General features: G+C 52.0%; 11 protein-coding genes. 9 read left to right on the forward strand and 2 right to left on the reverse strand.

The features are described from left to right. Positions 1-152: 152 nt before the first annotated feature. The 3 genes from ACO0K3_RS11500 (at position 153) to ACO0K3_RS11510 (ending at position 4,604) form a co-directional block, all read left to right on the forward strand. Positions 153-1,640 carry a PLP-dependent aminotransferase family protein gene (locus tag ACO0K3_RS11500; RefSeq protein WP_422959289.1) on the forward strand — a complete coding sequence of 496 codons (1,488 nt, stop codon included), beginning with the start codon at positions 153-155 and terminating at the stop codon, positions 1,638-1,640. A 213-nt stretch (positions 1,641-1,853) separates the two neighbouring features. Next, positions 1,854-3,164, forward strand: coding sequence for a dicarboxylate/amino acid:cation symporter (locus ACO0K3_RS11505; RefSeq protein WP_422984693.1), 1,311 nt, complete (start codon positions 1,854-1,856; stop codon positions 3,162-3,164). 465 nt (positions 3,165-3,629) lie between these two features. After that, positions 3,630-4,604 (forward strand): PEP-CTERM sorting domain-containing protein, encoded by a 975-nt coding sequence (locus tag ACO0K3_RS11510; protein ID WP_422984695.1) that lies wholly within the window; start codon positions 3,630-3,632, stop codon positions 4,602-4,604. 130 nt (positions 4,605-4,734) lie between these two features. Here the strand turns inward: ACO0K3_RS11510 and ACO0K3_RS11515 are convergent, their stop codons facing one another. Then, on the reverse strand, positions 4,735-5,991 hold the full coding sequence (locus ACO0K3_RS11515) for a TCR/Tet family MFS transporter (protein WP_422984697.1): 1,257 nt from the start codon (positions 5,989-5,991) through the stop codon (positions 4,735-4,737). 76 nt (positions 5,992-6,067) lie between these two features. Between ACO0K3_RS11515 and ACO0K3_RS11520 the strand changes: the two genes are divergently transcribed. The 4 genes from ACO0K3_RS11520 (at position 6,068) to katG (ending at position 13,521) form a co-directional block, all read left to right on the forward strand. Next, entirely contained in the window at positions 6,068-7,378 is a 1,311-nt protein-coding gene (locus ACO0K3_RS11520; protein ID WP_422984699.1) for a hemolysin family protein, read from the forward strand. A gap of 58 nt (positions 7,379-7,436) precedes the next feature. Beyond that, on the forward strand, positions 7,437-8,726 hold the full coding sequence (locus ACO0K3_RS11525) for an Hsp70 family protein (RefSeq protein ID WP_422984701.1): 1,290 nt from the start codon (positions 7,437-7,439) through the stop codon (positions 8,724-8,726). 118 nt (positions 8,727-8,844) lie between these two features. Further along, positions 8,845-11,073 carry a bifunctional diguanylate cyclase/phosphodiesterase gene (locus ACO0K3_RS11530; RefSeq protein ID WP_422984703.1) on the forward strand — a complete coding sequence of 743 codons (2,229 nt, stop codon included), beginning with the start codon at positions 8,845-8,847 and terminating at the stop codon, positions 11,071-11,073. Positions 11,074-11,310: 237 nt separating this feature from the next. Beyond that, positions 11,311-13,521, forward strand: coding sequence for a catalase/peroxidase HPI (gene katG / locus ACO0K3_RS11535; RefSeq protein WP_422984705.1), 2,211 nt, complete (start codon positions 11,311-11,313; stop codon positions 13,519-13,521). A 277-nt stretch (positions 13,522-13,798) separates the two neighbouring features. Here katG and ACO0K3_RS11540 read toward each other — a convergent pair whose 3' ends face one another. Next, complete coding sequence (locus ACO0K3_RS11540; RefSeq protein ID WP_422984707.1) at positions 13,799-14,347, reverse strand: Spy/CpxP family protein refolding chaperone; 549 nt, start codon at positions 14,345-14,347, stop codon at positions 13,799-13,801. A 315-nt stretch (positions 14,348-14,662) separates the two neighbouring features. Here ACO0K3_RS11540 and ACO0K3_RS11545 point away from each other — a divergent pair, with 315 nt between their 5' ends. Beyond that, entirely contained in the window at positions 14,663-15,391 is a 729-nt protein-coding gene (locus ACO0K3_RS11545; RefSeq protein ID WP_422984709.1) for a response regulator, read from the forward strand. Next, complete coding sequence (locus tag ACO0K3_RS11550) at positions 15,388-16,737, forward strand: ATP-binding protein (protein WP_422984711.1); 1,350 nt, start codon at positions 15,388-15,390, stop codon at positions 16,735-16,737. Before ACO0K3_RS11545 ends, ACO0K3_RS11550 begins: the two co-directional genes overlap by 4 nt. Positions 16,738-16,809 lie beyond the last annotated feature (72 nt).

Consider the following 16,809-nt stretch of genomic DNA (forward strand, 5'->3'; position numbering starts at 1 on the left):
TGATGATCAGAATAGGGAAAGCCGTGTGAACATAACAGGCACAAGAAAGTACTAACTGCATCGGTGCAAACAGAGATTTTTGCATCTGTTATTGTATGCATTTAGATCAACTGTATCTGTTCAGTCCGTATGACCGGGCGCATGATCACTGCATGAACAAACACCACACATTTCAGACGCAGGCTCAGGAGTTGCCTCTGTATCGGCGTCTGGCAGCACATTATCTGTCAGCCATCAAGGCCGGTACGCTGGCCACCGGTGAACGTATGCCGTCGGTGCGCAAGCTCATGCAATTACACGATGTCAGCCTGTCGACCGCGTTGCAAATGTGTCGCCAGTTAGAAACCGAAGGCTGGCTGGAGGCGCGTCCGCGCTCTGGTTATTTTGTCCGTCAACCACGCCGCGTGAGTCTGGTGCCGGTGGCGGAGCCTGTTGTCAATGCGCCGATCGATCCAGCACAGTTTGTCGGGATACACGAGCGGGTATCAGCCATCATTGCACAGGGACAGAGGCCGATAAAAGTAAATCTGGCCAGAGCGACTGGCGCACCGGATATGTACCCGCAAGAAGAACTCAAAAACCTGGCGATACGTACGCTGCGTCAGCGGCCGCAATTGCTGACCAAGGCGATCTCTCCCGGTGGCAATAAAGAACTCAAAACTGCCCTCGCCAAACGGGCGCTCGGTATGGGTGTCAGCATTGCGCCCGACGATGTGGTGGTGACGCTCGGTTGTATTGAAGCACTGAATCTGGCGCTGCGCGCCGTCGCTCAGGCCGGCGACATTATTGCGGTCGAATCGCCGACCTTCTACGGTTTGTTGCAAGTGCTGGAAAGCCTCGGCATGAAGGCACTGGAAATCCCGACCAGTCCGCAAACCGGTATCTCGATAGAAGCGCTGGAACTGGCGATGCAGACTTACGACAACATCAAAGCCGTGGTGGTGGTGCCGCATTTGCAAAATCCGCTGGGCAGCATCATGCCGGACAGCCATAAACAGCGGCTGGTTGAACTCTGCGAAGCGCAACATATCCCGCTGATCGAAGATGATTCCTACAGTGCACTGGCAAACGTCGATAACGCTCTGACCAGCGCCAAGCACTGGGATAAAACCGGCAACGTCATTTATTGCGCATCGTTGCATAAAATTCTTGCTCCCGGCCTGCGCATAGGCTGGATGGTCGCCGGACGCTGGCATGCGCGGGTCAGCATGTTGAAATATGCACAAACCCGCTACAACGAAGAGTGGTCGCAAATTGTTCTGGCAGAATTCATCAACTCCAGCGCCTACGACCGACATCTGCGTCGCCTGCGTCATATTCTGACCCAGCAACGAGAACGGATAGCTGAAGGGATTGCCGCCTATTTTCCAGAGGGAACCCGACTCACCGTGCCGGACGGCGGCATCTCGGTGTGGGTAGAAATGCCGCACAAACTCTCGTCCAAAGCGGTATTCGACGCCGCGCTGGAGCAGGGGATACTGGTATCACCGGGTCTGTTGTATTCCAATTCAAATCGTTTTAACCATTTTTTACGTTTGAACTGCGGCATGCATTATTCGGACGAACTCGACAGCGCTTTACGCAGCTTAGGCCAGATCATCACAAGGCTGGCACAGCAGAGCCTGCATATCGCCGCCTGAGCCAGCTGACGACCTGCACGATCTGTTTGCACAATCACTTGTGCTCTGATACGAAGTTTCCGCAGTAACACGTGTGGAAACCCACAATAGGCATGATGTCACGAAGTTTTCATAATGGCGGCAGTTCAGGGATCCGTTCCCGACCACACTGTCGCGACAAGCTTGTAACAAACCCCTGTCAGCGGCAACCGATAACAACACTGGAGACACCAGATGAAAAAACCGCCGCTGTACCGTTCCCTCTATTTCCAGGTCATCACTGCCATCATCATCGGCGTGCTGCTGGGTCACTATTATCCAGAATCTGGTGCTGCCATGAAGCCGATCGGCGATGGCTTCATCAAGCTGATCAAGATGATGATTGCACCGATCATTTTCTGCACAGTCGTCGTCGGCATCGCCGGCATGGAAGACATGAAAAAAGTCGGCAAAACCGGTGGCATGGCTTTACTGTATTTTGAAGTCGTCAGCACACTTGCCCTGATCGTCGGCCTGATCGTGGTCAACCTCTGGCAGCCTGGCGCTGGTATGCATATTGATGCGTCAGCCCTGAGTACCAAAGAAATCGCCAGCTATACGGCGCCTGGCAAGATGCAGACGACGACAGACTTCCTGATGTCGATTATTCCGACGACACTCGTGGATGCCTTTGCCAAAGGGGAGATTTTGCAAGTCCTGCTGATCGCGGTCTTATTCGGTTTTGCCCTGCATCGCTTTGGTGGTCGCGGCACGTTGGTATTTGATGTGATCGAAAAATTCTCTCATGTGCTGTTCGTGATCGTCGGCTACATCATGAAAGTCGCGCCTATCGGTGCCTTCGGCGCGATGGCCTATACGATCGGTAAATTCGGTATCGCCTCACTGCTACCGCTGGCGCAACTAATGGCGGCTTTCTATACAACATGCCTGATTTTTGTGTTTGTTGTACTCGGTACGATTGCAAAAGTACATGGCTTCAGCATCTGGAAATTCGTTAAATACATCAAGGAAGAATTACTGATCGTACTCGGTACCTCGTCCTCAGAATCCGCCTTGCCAGGCATGATCGCCAAGCTGGAAAATCTTGGTGTAAAAAAATCCGTAGTCGGTCTGGTGATTCCAACAGGGTATTCATTCAATCTTGACGGCACATCTATTTATCTGACCATGGCTGCTGTATTCATTGCGCAAGCTACTGATACGCCGATGAGCCTTATGCAACAGGTGACCTTGCTGGCCGTCTTGTTGCTGACGTCAAAAGGTGCTGCGGGAATTACCGGTAGCGGTTTTATCGTACTGGCAGCAACCTTATCAGCCGTCGGCGGTATTCCGGTTGCGGGTCTGGCCTTGATCCTCGGTATTGACCGCTTTATGTCAGAGGCACGTGCGCTGACGAATCTGGTTGGTAATGGTGTTGCAACGATCGTCGTCGGCAAATGGGGGAATGATGTCGATGAGCTGAAACTTCATCAGCGTCTGAACGGTGAAGTCGAGAATATGGAAGAACGCGACGACCTGAATGTTCGCCTGACGTCGGGTCACTAGCGATTGACCATTGAAACAGCGGCAAATGTGTATTTGATGAACTGGTTCGGCTGGTTGATCTGCTTGGTCCGATACACAATTGCTGCTGTGACCCTCACACTCACACCCACACCCACACCCACACTCGCTTACAGCGCGATGTTAGTACTTCCCTCAACACGGCATGCCGTCTGCATTGTGACGACGTATAAAGTAATCGCGATCTGATAGAAATCCGGGTTTAAGACAGGCACCGCCCTGTTGAACTGTCGGTATTTCTTACGCCTCTTCAAAATTCCCTTCCTGTAGTAAAGCCAATATGTCCTTCTCATAGGATAGTTATATTTTTGGCACCATTTTTGCTTTACGCCTGATACCTCAATTCAAAGGCGAATTTCAGTCGGTATTCAGTCAGTGAATCGCTCAAGGCTTGATCAGTGCATCGGTCTCAGATATCCCACTTTGACTCAAAACAGGAGTACTAACATGGCTCAACCTATCGTTTCCCGTTTGTTTTGTGCAGTCGCAGGCATTCTTATGTTTAGCAGCGCACCTGCGTTCGCCATCACTGTCTCAAATGCAGCGCATACCTTCTCTTTTGTACGCGATTGCAGAAGCGCCGCCAGCCGGGTATTAGGCTCGACGGTGCCAGATAAATGCGAAGCCAGCGGTGATTTTTCCTCTACCAAAGTAGAAGAAACCTACGACGGTAATTATGGCGGCCTGGTCGCATCGAACCTCACAACCAGTACGTTGGCAAGTTCTGGGCTGGATCAAACCCGTTCCTATGTCGATGCCTCGGGCGCGCTAGGCGTGCTGACCATCAAGCAAGGTGCCTTTACTTCACTACCATATGCACGTGTCTCTTCACATTCAGAAGCCTTGCAAAGCTATAGCTGGGACGGCCTGGGTAGCAGCAATCGCACGCTCAATGCTGCAATTAATTTTACTGCCACAGATTTGATTGGCAAATCCTTGTTCGATACCTCGGGTGATACCGCTGCCAGCTTCGTTACGGGTACGGTACGCGTCTTCTCCCTCTTAACTACGAGTTTTGACGTGACACCGTCTGCGGAATTTCAAAACTTCTCAGACCAAGCATTTTTGACTGGCGCAGGGTATCAGCTGGAAGCGTCCTTTGATTCTGGCGACGTGCTTGGCAGCCCTTTGAGTAACAATCTCAATTTTAATCTTCAAACTGGCCGCTATTACTTCATTGATTCTTATCTTGGCTTATGGGCCAAGTTCGGCGCGAGCATTGATGCGACGCATACTTTTACGACGACGATCGGTGATATGACCGGTTTGACTGCGGCCAGTCCATCGGACCAGCCGTTGGAAATTACCAACAAGGTGCCTGAGCCTGCTTCTCTAACGTTGTCCTTACTAGGTCTGTGCTCACTGATTGCTGTATCGCGTCGCCGAAAAGGATCTGACAGGCTCTCCCCATTTTTTAGCTAAAAACATGTCGTTAATCATTTCCAGGTCAATCCCGGCTTGGCAATAGCGCATTCAACAAAAAAGCCTGACAGATACGTATCCATCAGGCTTTTTTTGATTTGACAATGCTATAGCAAAGTCAGGGAAATATTCAGGTAGTAGCGGGTTTATACAAATGCCGCAATGCCAGAATCAATGCAATCATTTGGACCGTCGCCGCCATAAAGAATGGCGCACCGAGCAGTAGACTCCCCTTGGGCTGGTGACTCACCTGACCCAGCAACGACGTCCCCGCCAGCGTAGCTGCCACACTCATGATACTCGCCAGTGCCGTCAGCGATCCCATTGCGACACCTTGCGAACGTGCATCCACCGCGCGGGAGAACATCGCCTGTAACGCCGGTCCCGTCGCAAACGCCAGTACATTGCACAAGATGAGGCCGTACATCATCCAGCCCTGATTCGCCAGTCCGTACAAAGTTAATGCCGTTGCTGAGGACGCCAGACCAATCAGAATCGCATTCGCATCACCAACGCGTTTGATGTAGCGGCCTAAAAATACCCCTTGCATCACCACACTCGATATCCCAACACAAAATAAAGAAAATCCGTTTTGCATCGGGGTCCAGCCAAAGCGCAATTCGGTCGACAGTACCCAGGTCGTCTGCAAAGTAAATTGGGCAAACATCGTGAACGCATACACCCAGACCAGAGCGCCGACACCGCGCAGATGACCCAGCCCCGATAAACCGGCAAACGGGTTCGCCGATGTCAGAGAAAAATTCTTGCGATTCTGCATCGACAGGGATTCTGGTAACGAAAAATATCCATAGATCACATTCGCCATGGAGATGGCTGCGGCCAGATAGAACGGGTAGCGGATATTCGCCTCTCCCAATACCCCGCCTAACACCGGACCGCAAATAAATCCCAGTCCAAACATCGCACCGATTTTCCCCAGCGATTTGCTGCGCTCACTTGGCGCGGACACATCGGCGATATATGCACTGGCAACCGAAATATTGCCTGCGGTGACACCACCGATCGCGCGGACCAGCAGCAGCCAGTAAATCGAGGTAACTGCAGTCATCATGAGAAAATTCATTCCCAGACCGAACACACAAACCAGCAACACCGGACGCCGGCCAAACCGATCACTCAGGGCGCCAATCACCGGTGCGCAAAAAAACTGCATCACGCCATAGATCGCGACGATTGCGCCGTACCAGTACGCCTGCATGTCGGCTTGCGGCAAGTACGCCCCAACCAGTCTCGGCAATACCGGAATTATTAGTCCGATACCGAGAATATCTAGAAACACGGTAATCAGTACGAAACGGATATTGGTGGGTAAAGCCGGTGGTGCCGGGGGTGTTGCAGCGCTTGTTGGTGGGGAATTCGCAGTCATGCAATCAGACTTTCAGGCAATTTGGTGAAGCTCAATAGTATATGATTCAAACAATGTATTTTGTAACGGAGTATGTATGGCTTTGTTCGACCACTTTTTAATTATCGCCCTTCTGGTCGCGATCAGCGCCTTTTTTTCTATGTCAGAAATTTCTCTGGCGGCGGCACGCAAAGTTAAATTGCAAGTGCTTGAATCCGAAGGAGAGGCCCGCGCAGCAAGGGTCTTAGAGCTGCAAACCCAGCCCGGTCACTTCTTTACGGTTGTCCAGATCGGTCTGAATGGCGTCGCGATTCTTGGCGGTATTTTGGGTGAGCAGGCATTGACTCCGTATTTTTCCAGTGTGTTCCACTCGGTGTTTGGGAATGCAAGCTGGGTAGACACAGCGAGTTTTATGACCTCGTTTGTGTTTGTGACCTCGCTATTCATCCTGTTCGCCGATCTGATGCCGAAAAAACTCGCAATGACCGCGCCAGAAACCGTCGCAATGACCGTCGTTGGACCGATGTTGTGGTGCGTGCGCCTGTTCAAGCCGCTGGTCTGGATATTCAACGGTTTATCGAACCTGATTTTCAAATTGTGTAATGTATCGACCACGCGAGACGAGCAAATTACGTCTGATGAAATTTATGCGATGTTCGATGCCGGGGCCGAAGCCGGAATATTGCAGGAGCGCGAGCATCATATGATCGGTAATGTATTTGAGCTGGAGAGCCGCACGGTTCCGTCAGCAATGACGCAACGCGACAGCATCGTGTATTTCAGTTTGCAGGACAGCGACATCGTCATCCGTCAAAAAATCGCCGAACATCCGCACACTAAGTTTCTGGTGTGCGACGGACAAATCGATAATGTGGTCGGCTATGTCGAATCCAAAGATATCTTAAAGCGGGTTCTGACCAATCAAGCATTTTCTAAAGTCCAGGAACTGTCATTGCGTACCGCGCTGGTGGTGCCGGACTCACTGACGCTGTCCGATATGCTCGAGCAGTTTAAAGGTACCCGGGAAGATTTCGCCGTTATCCTGAATGAATACGCTCTGGTTGTCGGCGTCATTACCCTGAATGACGTGCTCAGTACCCTGATGGGAAATCTGGTTCATCCGTTCATGGAGGACCAGATCGTGCAGCGGGATGCAAACTCCTGGCTGATCGACGGCGCGACGACCATTGAAGATGTCTGCCGAGCGCTGGAAATCGATGCTTTACCGGAACAGGGTAGCTATGAGACTATTGCTGGCTTCATGATGACCATGCTCAAGAAGATCCCCAAACGCACGGATTGCGTCATGCTGGGTCATTACAAGTTTGAAGTGGTGGATATTGATCACTATCGCATCGATCAGTTGCTGGTAGTCAGAATCGATGATGCAGGCAAGGCATCAGAATAATTCCCTCTGGGTTTAAATACACTATAATCGCTCCCCGCGTTTTTCATCAGGAAGTTTCATGTCGCATGCTTGTGGAGTAGATTTCGGTACCTCAAATTCAACCGTAGCCTGGCATAAGCCAGGTCAGCCTGAGCACACCCCAAGCTTGCTGGCACTCGAAGATGAAAAACTCACTTTGCCATCTGTCGTATTTTTTAACGCCGATGAAGACGAAGTCAGCTATGGCCGTGCGGCATTAACGACTTATCTGGCTGGCTACGAAGGACGCCTGATGCGCTCAATGAAGAGCTTGCTCGGCACCAGCTTGATGGAAGGTCAGACCGAGGTGCTGGGTCGTTCGCTGCCGTTTCGCCAGTTGTTAAGTCAATTCATCACTGAATTAAAACACCGGGCTGAGCGCTCGGCAGGCCAGCACTTTGAGCGCGCCGTGATGGGTCGCCCCGTACACTTCATTGACGATAATCAGGTCGCCGATCAGCTCGCCCAAGATACGCTAGAAGAAATTGCCCTCGCGGCGGGTTTCAAAGAAATCCAGTTTCAGTACGAACCTATCGCCGCCGCATTTGACTATGAATCACGTATCAGTAAAGAAGAACTGGTCTTAATCGCCGATATCGGCGGTGGTACGTCAGACTTTTCTCTGGTCAGGCTGGCACCGGAACGTGCACACCGCATCGACCGCTACGACGATATTCTGGGAAATGGCGGTGTACATATCGGCGGTACTGATTTTGATAAATACCTAAGCCTGGCTCACATCATGCCGTTGCTGGGTCTGGGCGGGCGACTGGCGAGCAGCAGTGATATTCCATCGAGTTATTACTTCAACCTCGCCACCTGGCACACAATCAATCTGACTTACACCCAAAAAGTCTGGCGCGAATTGCAAGATGTTTACCGCGATATCGGGGAAGCAGAAACCCGACTGCGCTTTGAACGCTTATTGCATCTGATCGAACAACGTGACGGTCACTGGCTGGCAATCCAGGCTGAAGAAGCCAAAATACAATTGTCCGGCAATGCCACGATAGAGCTGGCACTGGAACGCCTGCGTGGCAAGGTGCGGCCCACGGAGCCTTGCATCCTGAGTCTTGATCAGGCAGGTTTTCAACAATCGATCCAGCATCTGACCGGGCAAATTGGCAGCACTGTCAGTCAGGTGCTGTCTCTGGCGGATGTCAGTCCTGATGAGGTCGATACCGTGTTTTTTACCGGGGGATCGAGTGGCGTGCGTGGTCTGCGTGATCGCATCAGCGCGATCGTGCCGGATGCTAAAAAGGTCGAAGGAGACTTGTTCGGTAGCATTGGCGCGGGACTTGGTCTGGATGCATATCGCCGCTATGCATGACAACCGACTTTTGTGATGGGCAGGCCGGGCTTATCGGATATACTAGGAATTACTGATTTACATGTCATTCAAATAATCTTTTAAAACATCATTTCCTAATCCTTTCAGCGGGGGAAACATGTCTACGATGCCAGGTGATCCGGATGACGAGTTGGTCATCCTGGAAGACCACCATGAGGTTTCCCCACCGAATTTGCGCACCTGGAAAATCGCCATCGTTGACGATGATGAGGATGTGCATCACACCACCAAGTTCGCCCTGCTCGATACCAAAATTCTGAATCGCCCGCTGGAATTTATCCACACCTATTCCAAAAAACAAACCCGCGACGTCTTCGCCCAGCACAGTGATATCGCCGTCGTGCTGCTCGACGTCGTGATGGAAACCGAACATGCCGGTCTGGAGCTTGTCAGCTTTATCCGGGATGAATTGAAATGGCGCGATACCCGCATCATCTTACGCACTGGTCAGCCCGGCTATGCGCCCGAAGAAGAGGCCATCCGCGATTACGATATCAACGACTACAAAACCAAAAGCGAGCTGACGCGCAAAAAGTTACTCACGGCACTGACCGCCGCGATCCGTTCGTATGAACAGATACGCACCATCGATGCAAGCCGTCGTGGACTGCATCAGATTATTACGTCCAGTGCCTCATTCACGGTAGAACACGGGATACAGGCATTCGCAGCAGGGGTGATTACGCAGATCGCCGCTCTGTGTGGTGTGCCGCCCGAGGGGCTGTTGTGCGCGCAAGCCGATGAGCTTGATCACACAGGCAATAACCCACGTTTTAGTGTGATCGCTTCGGCGGGTCATTACAGCGGCTTGATGAATTGCTCTATCGATGCGATTGGCGATAAAAAAATCCGGGAATCCCTGCAATATGTGCTGACACATCGTGTACCTCTGTTTGGTGAACACGATATGACCTTGTTCTTTTCCGGTCAGGGTAATCGCCCCTTAGCGGCGTATATCGATTTACCTTATGCACTGTCCGAAATCGATCAGCAATTGCTAGAAGTGTTTTGCTCGAATCTCGGTGTCTGCCTGGATAATCTGAGCCTGGTCAGTCAGCTCAAAGTACATGCCTATCGCGATCAGCTACTGATGCTGCCGAACCGGCTAAAATTCATAGAACAGATTGACTTGGCACTGCATCAGGCGCAATCAAATCGCGCCCTGGTTGCGCTGATTGATATTGACGATTTTGCTGAAATCAATGATGTACTCGGTCATCATTATGGTGACCTGTTATTGAAAGCCGTTGCCGATCGCCTGCGCACGGATCTCGGTGATACAAACTTTCTGGCGCGGATCTCCGGCGATGTATTTGGTCTGCTGGGGCTGGAAAGCGTATTACATCCGGATAAGCTGAAACAGGTATTTGCCGAGCCCTTCATCATCGAAGACACCGCGCATGCGGTATCCATGTCGATCGGCATGGTCGCTCTGCAAGGTTATGAGAGTGACGGTGCTGACGTCTTAAAAGACGCAAGTATTGCGCTCAAACGCACCAAGGGTCATCAACGCGGCAGCTATACTATTTTTACCCGCGAAATGGGCGTGGAAATCCGGGAGCGCGCGCGCCTGATGCAGCATTTGCACAAAGCCTTTGATGCCGAACGTTTGTTCCTGATGTATCAGCCACAAGTCGATCTGCACACCCGCAAAATAACGGGACTGGAAGCGCTGATACGCTGGCGTACCGATGAAGGACACATGATTCCGCCTGGCGATTTTATCCCGCTGGCAGAGCATTCCGGCCTGATCATCAGCCTGGGTGCCTGGGTGCTGCGGACGGCTTGTTTTACCATGGTGCGCCTGCAACGCGCCGGTACTGCGCCGGATAAAATTGGTGTGAATGTCTCGGTGATTCAGTTTCGTCAGCCGGATTTTATTTCCGTCGTAGAAACCGCCTTACGTGACAGCGGCCTTAGTCCGCACAGCCTGGAACTGGAAATCACCGAATCCGTCACGATGGCGGGCGTCAATGTATTTGAAGAGTCTCTCACCAAACTCAAAAAAATCGGCGTACAAATTGCAATTGATGATTTTGGCACCGGTTTTTCTTCGCTGAGTTATCTCGATAAATTACCAGTCGATCGCCTCAAAATCGACCGGGCATTTGTCAATCAGATCGATACGCCGGAAGGACCAAGAATCGCCGAACTGATAACGCAATTAGGAAAAAAACTGAACCTGCATGTCATCGCCGAGGGCATAGAAACCGAACACCACTGGGATGTCTTGCGCACCATGGGTTGCCATGAGGGGCAGGGATTTTTCATTGCACGACCAATGGTCGAGGATCAGTTAAAAGACTGGCTCAGCAACTGGCGGTAAGCCCGGTACTCACGTCAGCAGGCCTGTCCCGCTTTATCTGCATCAGATGAAACAAATAAGACTATGCTGCATGGCATGAACGCATGGGATGGCTCCGGTTTGACAATAACTGTCTTGAATCATAAGAGTCATAGCAAATACCAATTGACTTCATAATTTAAATTGAATTGATCTATCATCAATCGACCCCTAGAATCAGTTTGGTAATAAATTTTTAATCAATTTAAGGAGATACGCATGTCAAACGAAGCAAAATGCCCGTTCTCAGGTGGTGCCGCTAAAAATACCGTCGCCAGAGGTGCGCCAGCCAATGCGGATTGGTGGCCGAATCAACTCAAACTTAATATCCTGCACCAGCACTCCGCCAAATCCGATCCTATGGGCGAAGAGTTTAATTACACTGAAGCCTTTAAAAAACTTGATCTGCACGCCGTTGTTAAAGACCTGACCGCGCTGATGACAGATTCACAGGACTGGTGGCCAGCCGACTATGGTCACTATGGTCCTTTCTTCATCCGTATGGCGTGGCATGCCGCGGGTACTTACCGTATCGCCGATGGTCGCGGTGGCGCAGGCTCCGGCTCACAGCGCTTCGCACCGTTGAACAGCTGGCCTGATAACGGCAATCTGGACAAGGCGCGTCGCTTGCTTTGGCCGATCAAGCAAAAATACGGTCGCAATCTGTCATGGGCAGATCTGTTCGTCCTGACAGGTAACGTGGCATTGGAATCGATGGGCTTCAAGACTTTTGGCTTTGCTGGTGGCCGTCCGGATATCTGGGAACCGGAAGAAGATATCTACTGGGGACCTGAAGGTAAATGGCTGGGAGACCAGCGCTATACCGGCGATCGCGATCTGGAAAACCCACTCGCCGCTGTGCAGATGGGTTTGATTTACGTGAACCCTGAAGGTCCGAACGGTAACCCAGACCCGCTCGGTTCAGCCCGCGACATCCGTGACACCTTTGCCCGCATGGCGATGAACGACGAAGAAACCGTCGCGCTCACTGCCGGTGGTCATACCTTTGGTAAAACCCACGGCGCGGCTGACCCGGGTAAATATGTCGGCGCAGAACCAGAAGGTGCGGACATTGAAGAACAAGGCCTGGGCTGGAAAAACAGTTTTGGTAGTGGCAAAGGTGTGCACACCATCACCAGCGGCCTGGAAGGTGCCTGGACACCAAATCCGATCAAGTGGGACAACGGCTATTTTGAAACGCTGTTCGGCTATGAATGGGAGTTGACCAAGAGCCCTGCCGGCGCACATCAATGGAAGCCCAAAGGTGACACTGGTGCTGGCACCGTGCCCGATGCCCATGATCCAGCTATCCGTCATGCACCGATGATGTCCACAGCGGATATGGCGATGCGCATGGATCCGGCTTACGAAAAAATCTCACGCCGTTTCATGCAAAACCCGGCCGAATTCGCGGATGCATTTGCCCGTGCCTGGTTCAAGCTGACACATCGCGATATGGGACCGATTACCCGTTATCTCGGCCCACTGGTACCAAAAGAAGAACTGATCTGGCAAGATCCGGTTCCGGCAGTGGATCACAAACTGGTCGATGAACAGGATGTAAGTGCGCTGAAAGCGACGCTGCTAGCCTCTGGTCTGTCGATCTCTCAATTGGTGAATACCGCATGGGCATCCGCCTCCACCTTCCGAGGCAGTGATAAACGCGGTGGTGCAAACGGTGCACGTATTCGCCTGGCACCGCAAAAGGATTGGGAAGCCAATCAACCGGTAGAACTGGCAACGGTACTGGCGAAACTCGAAGCAATCCAGAACGACTTCAATACAGCACAATCCGGAGGCAAGAAAATCTCTCTCGCCGATCTGATCGTGCTGGGCGGATCTGCTGCGGTAGAAGCTGCGGCTAAAAAGGCGGGGCATGATGTAAAAGTATCGTTCACTCCAGGTCGTACGGATGCCTCACAGGATCAGACCGATGTCGAGTCGTTCGCGGTACTGGAACCGATTGCAGATGGCTTCCGCAATTACATCCGTAAAGGTCTTGAAGCGCATGCGGCTGAGCTGCTGGTAGACAAAGCCCAATTGATGCGACTGACTGCTCCTGAGCTGACCGTGCTGATCGGCGGTTTGCGCGTTCTGGATGCGAATGTCGGACATGCCAAACACGGCGTATTCACCAAGCGACCTGAGACTCTGACCAATGACTTTTTCGTGAATCTGCTCGACATGGGCACGAAGTGGCAAAAGTCCGCCACATCGGCCGGCGTACTGGAAGGCCGCGACCGGACAAGCGCTGGTACGGCCGACATCAAGTGGACTGGCACCGTGGTAGATCTGGTCTTTGGTTCTAACTCACAGCTAAGGTCTTTGGCAGAAGTGTATGCATCAAGCGATTCTCAGCAGAAATTCGTCAATGACTTTGCAGCCGCCTGGACCAAGGTAATGAATCTGGATCGTTTCGATCTGGCTTAAAGACTGCATCAGCTTTTCTCTGGCATCCGTTGACATGATGTTGTGGTGTGCCGGAGAGAAGCTGGACAGCTCGCCCATCCGGTCAGGCAAAGTTCTTCCGACCAAATAAAAACTCCACCAAAACACCGCATGCGGCAGTCTGGTGGAGTTTTTTATTCAGCAGCTAGTAGCAGTTGATGAGTAGCGTTGATGAATGACGATGATGAGTGACATTCAACACTAGCGCTGACAATCTTTGCTGACAAGGTTTGCTGGCATGCTTACCAGCGATCCTTGCTTATTTTTTGTCCATCATCGGCTGATCCGGTTTGCCGTCATGTCCCATAGGACGACGCATACCATGTTCCATCTCGCCGCCCATGCGGTGATGCATGTGACGATGGCTTTCGTCGAAAGTTTTTTTCTGTTCCGGAGTCAGTACGCCGTAAAAAGTTTTCAACGCTGCCAGATGCGCTTCGGCTTTGGTCTGACGATCCTTCATCATGCCCAGCATTTTTTCCATGCGCTCTGGTGTGCTTAACTTGTCCATCTCTTTCGGATCTGGACGCATTGGCGGCGTGCCTGCCGGTGGTTTGACCGCGTCGATAAACGTTTTCCAGGCAGGTTCTTGCGCTGCGCTGAGTTTCAGCTTGTCATGCAGTTCTGCCTGATGCTTGGCCATACGCTCTTGCATTTTTTCGCCCCACTTGGCGTGATCCATGCCACCTTTATCATGCATAGGTGGCGGCGGCGGTGCAGATGGGGCAGACTGTGCAAATACAGCGCTGGTCATACTCAGGGAGATCGCCGTCAAAGCGAGCATCAGTGGTTTTTTCATTGTTTTCATTATTTCCTCACGTGGTAATTGGATGCATGGGTATCGATGCATTGGTGTCAAAGTTTGCCAGTGAATAGGGTGAGCTTTTTTAGCAATAACGCGCTCTGGTGTTCATCGCAAACTTTATGTGCCCTGCACATGGAACGTATGTTGGATCAATGATGTAACCGGCAAGTGTCGGTACCTAGCTGCTTTGTATCGCACTGTAACAACTCCGGTGAATATGCGACCCGCGTGTTTCGCATTGTTTCCACAAGGGTTTATCATAACAAGTCGATACAAAATCCATTTCTACGCTAACTTCAGACGGTCATAATGAGAACCATGGATACTTCAAGCAAAATTTTGATCGTTGATGACGATCGCGACATTCGCAGCCTGCTGGCGGATTATCTGGACGGACATGGTTACAGCACCATGATGGCAGCCGATGGCAATGCCATGTGGGCTACGCTGGATAGTAATCAGATCGATCTGGTAGTACTCGACCTGAATCTGCCTGGCGACGACGGACTGACTCTGTGCCGCAACCTGCGCGCCAAATCAAGTATGCCGGTGATCATGCTGACCGCCCGCAGCGAGCCGCTGGACCGGATTCTGGGTCTGGAAATGGGGGCCGACGACTATCTGCCAAAACCTTTTGAGCCACGCGAATTACTGGCACGCATACGTAGCGTATTGCGCCGTACCCAGTCTGCGACGCTAGGCAGTAACGGTGAGCAGATTCAGCGACTGAAATTTGCCGACTGGACACTCGACTTGACCGCACGCCATCTGATTAGTCCTGACGATATGGTGATCGCTCTGTCGGGGGCTGAATTCCGTATGCTGACTATTTTCCTTGATCATCCGAACCGGATTCTGAACCGCGATCAGTTGCTGAACATGACGCATGGCCGCGATGCCGATCCGTTTGACCGCTCGATCGATATTCAGATCAGCCGTCTGCGCCAGAAGCTGCGCGAGGATGCACGTTCTCCACAGATCATTAAAACCGTGCGTAACGGCGGCTATGTCTTATCCGTCACCGTCACTGCGGAACACGGCGCATGAAGATCATGAAATCGATGTCTAGCCGCATTTTCGGCATACTCCTGCTCGGTGTCGTCAGCTCCACGGTATTGACCTGGTGGCTGGCGTTCGGTGAGCGGCAAAAGACCATCGAGCAGTTTCGCGATTCACGTGCGGTAGAACGTGCCGAACAATTGGTGCTGGCGATGGATGCCTTGCCCGAAGCCAGCCGTGAAGCATTCCTGACGACGGCACCGCGGCTAGGTTTGCGCGTGACAAATTTACCAATAACGAGTTCGACCGAAGCGCCGCGTTCGGCCTATGCAGCGGCATTGAGTGAACGGCTGGGCAAGACTTTTCGCGTGCTGTCTTTGCCGCCAAATTCAGAAGGATGCACCAATCTGCCAGCGGAAGCGCGCACCACACGCGGGCCCTGTGAAGAACTCGGCATTACCCTGCATGATGGTACCGCTCTGCGCCTGACAGTATTGCCGCCACGTGGTCCTTTGCCGCCGTTACGACCGGATTTCGTGTTGTACTTGCTGCTGTTCCTGCTGAGTATTGCCGTGCTGGCCTATCTGGTATCGCGGATGACGATCCGGCCTTTAAAACAGCTGGCGCAGGCCGCCACCGATCTGGGTAACGACATCAACCGTCCTGCTTTGCCTGAAGATGGCACGACTGAAATTTTGCAGGCGACCAGAGCCTTTAATTCGATGCAATCGCGGATACGCCAGCACATTCAGCAGCGCACACATATGCTGGCGGCGATCACGCACGATTTGCAAACCCCGCTGACCCGCTTGCGTCTGCGTCTGGAAAAAGTCGGCGACACCGAATTGCGCGATAAGCTGATCGGCGATTTATCGGCCATGCAAACCATGGTCAAAGAAGGACTGGATCTGGCGCGCAGCATGGACAGCAATGAAGCGCTGCGTCCGATGGATCTTGACTCACTGCTCGACAGCGTCTGTAGCGACGCCGCAGATGCGGGACAGGACGTGAGCTTTTTCGGCAAATCCGGCATTACCGTCATGGCGCGACCACAAGCTCTGCGCCGCTGTCTGACCAACCTGATCGACAATGCCGTGAAATACGGTCAGTTCGCCAAAGTGAGTTTAGAGACCAGCAATGAGGCCGGTAAAAAACTCATGCACGTACTGATACGCGACGGAGGCAACGGCATTCCCGAGGATCAGTTAGAAAAAGTGTTTGAGCCGTTTTATCGCACCGAGACGTCGCGCTCACGTGATACCGGCGGTACCGGTCTTGGTCTGACGATTGCACAAAATATCGCCCAGCAACATGGCGGCAGTGTGCAACTGAAAAATCTGCGCGAGGGCGGGCTGGAAGTGCAACTGATACTACCGGCGAAGCCAGCGCTATAACAATTACGCAATTTAGCCATTCTGCAAACGCAACTTACAGCGCGATGCTATAGGTAAGAAATACTAAATACT

The sequence above is a fragment of the Undibacterium sp. Rencai35W genome (genome assembly GCF_049340185.1).
Lineage (GTDB): Bacteria > Pseudomonadota > Gammaproteobacteria > Burkholderiales > Burkholderiaceae_D > Undibacterium.

Coding starts and splice junctions, on each gene's coding strand:
- ACO0K3_RS11500 (WP_422959289.1), top strand. CDS start 153: ATGAACAAACACCACACATTTCAGACGCAGGCTCAGGAGTTGCCTCTG.
- ACO0K3_RS11505 (WP_422984693.1), top strand. CDS start 1,854: ATGAAAAAACCGCCGCTGTACCGTTCCCTCTATTTCCAGGTCATCACT.
- ACO0K3_RS11510 (WP_422984695.1), top strand. CDS start 3,630: ATGGCTCAACCTATCGTTTCCCGTTTGTTTTGTGCAGTCGCAGGCATT.
- ACO0K3_RS11515 (WP_422984697.1), bottom strand. CDS start 5,991: ATGACTGCGAATTCCCCACCAACAAGCGCTGCAACACCCCCGGCACCA.
- ACO0K3_RS11520 (WP_422984699.1), top strand. CDS start 6,068: ATGGCTTTGTTCGACCACTTTTTAATTATCGCCCTTCTGGTCGCGATC.
- ACO0K3_RS11525 (WP_422984701.1), top strand. CDS start 7,437: ATGTCGCATGCTTGTGGAGTAGATTTCGGTACCTCAAATTCAACCGTA.
- ACO0K3_RS11530 (WP_422984703.1), top strand. CDS start 8,845: ATGTCTACGATGCCAGGTGATCCGGATGACGAGTTGGTCATCCTGGAA.
- katG (WP_422984705.1), top strand. CDS start 11,311: ATGTCAAACGAAGCAAAATGCCCGTTCTCAGGTGGTGCCGCTAAAAAT.
- ACO0K3_RS11540 (WP_422984707.1), bottom strand. CDS start 14,347: ATGAAAACAATGAAAAAACCACTGATGCTCGCTTTGACGGCGATCTCC.
- ACO0K3_RS11545 (WP_422984709.1), top strand. CDS start 14,663: ATGGATACTTCAAGCAAAATTTTGATCGTTGATGACGATCGCGACATT.
- ACO0K3_RS11550 (WP_422984711.1), top strand. CDS start 15,388: ATGAAGATCATGAAATCGATGTCTAGCCGCATTTTCGGCATACTCCTG.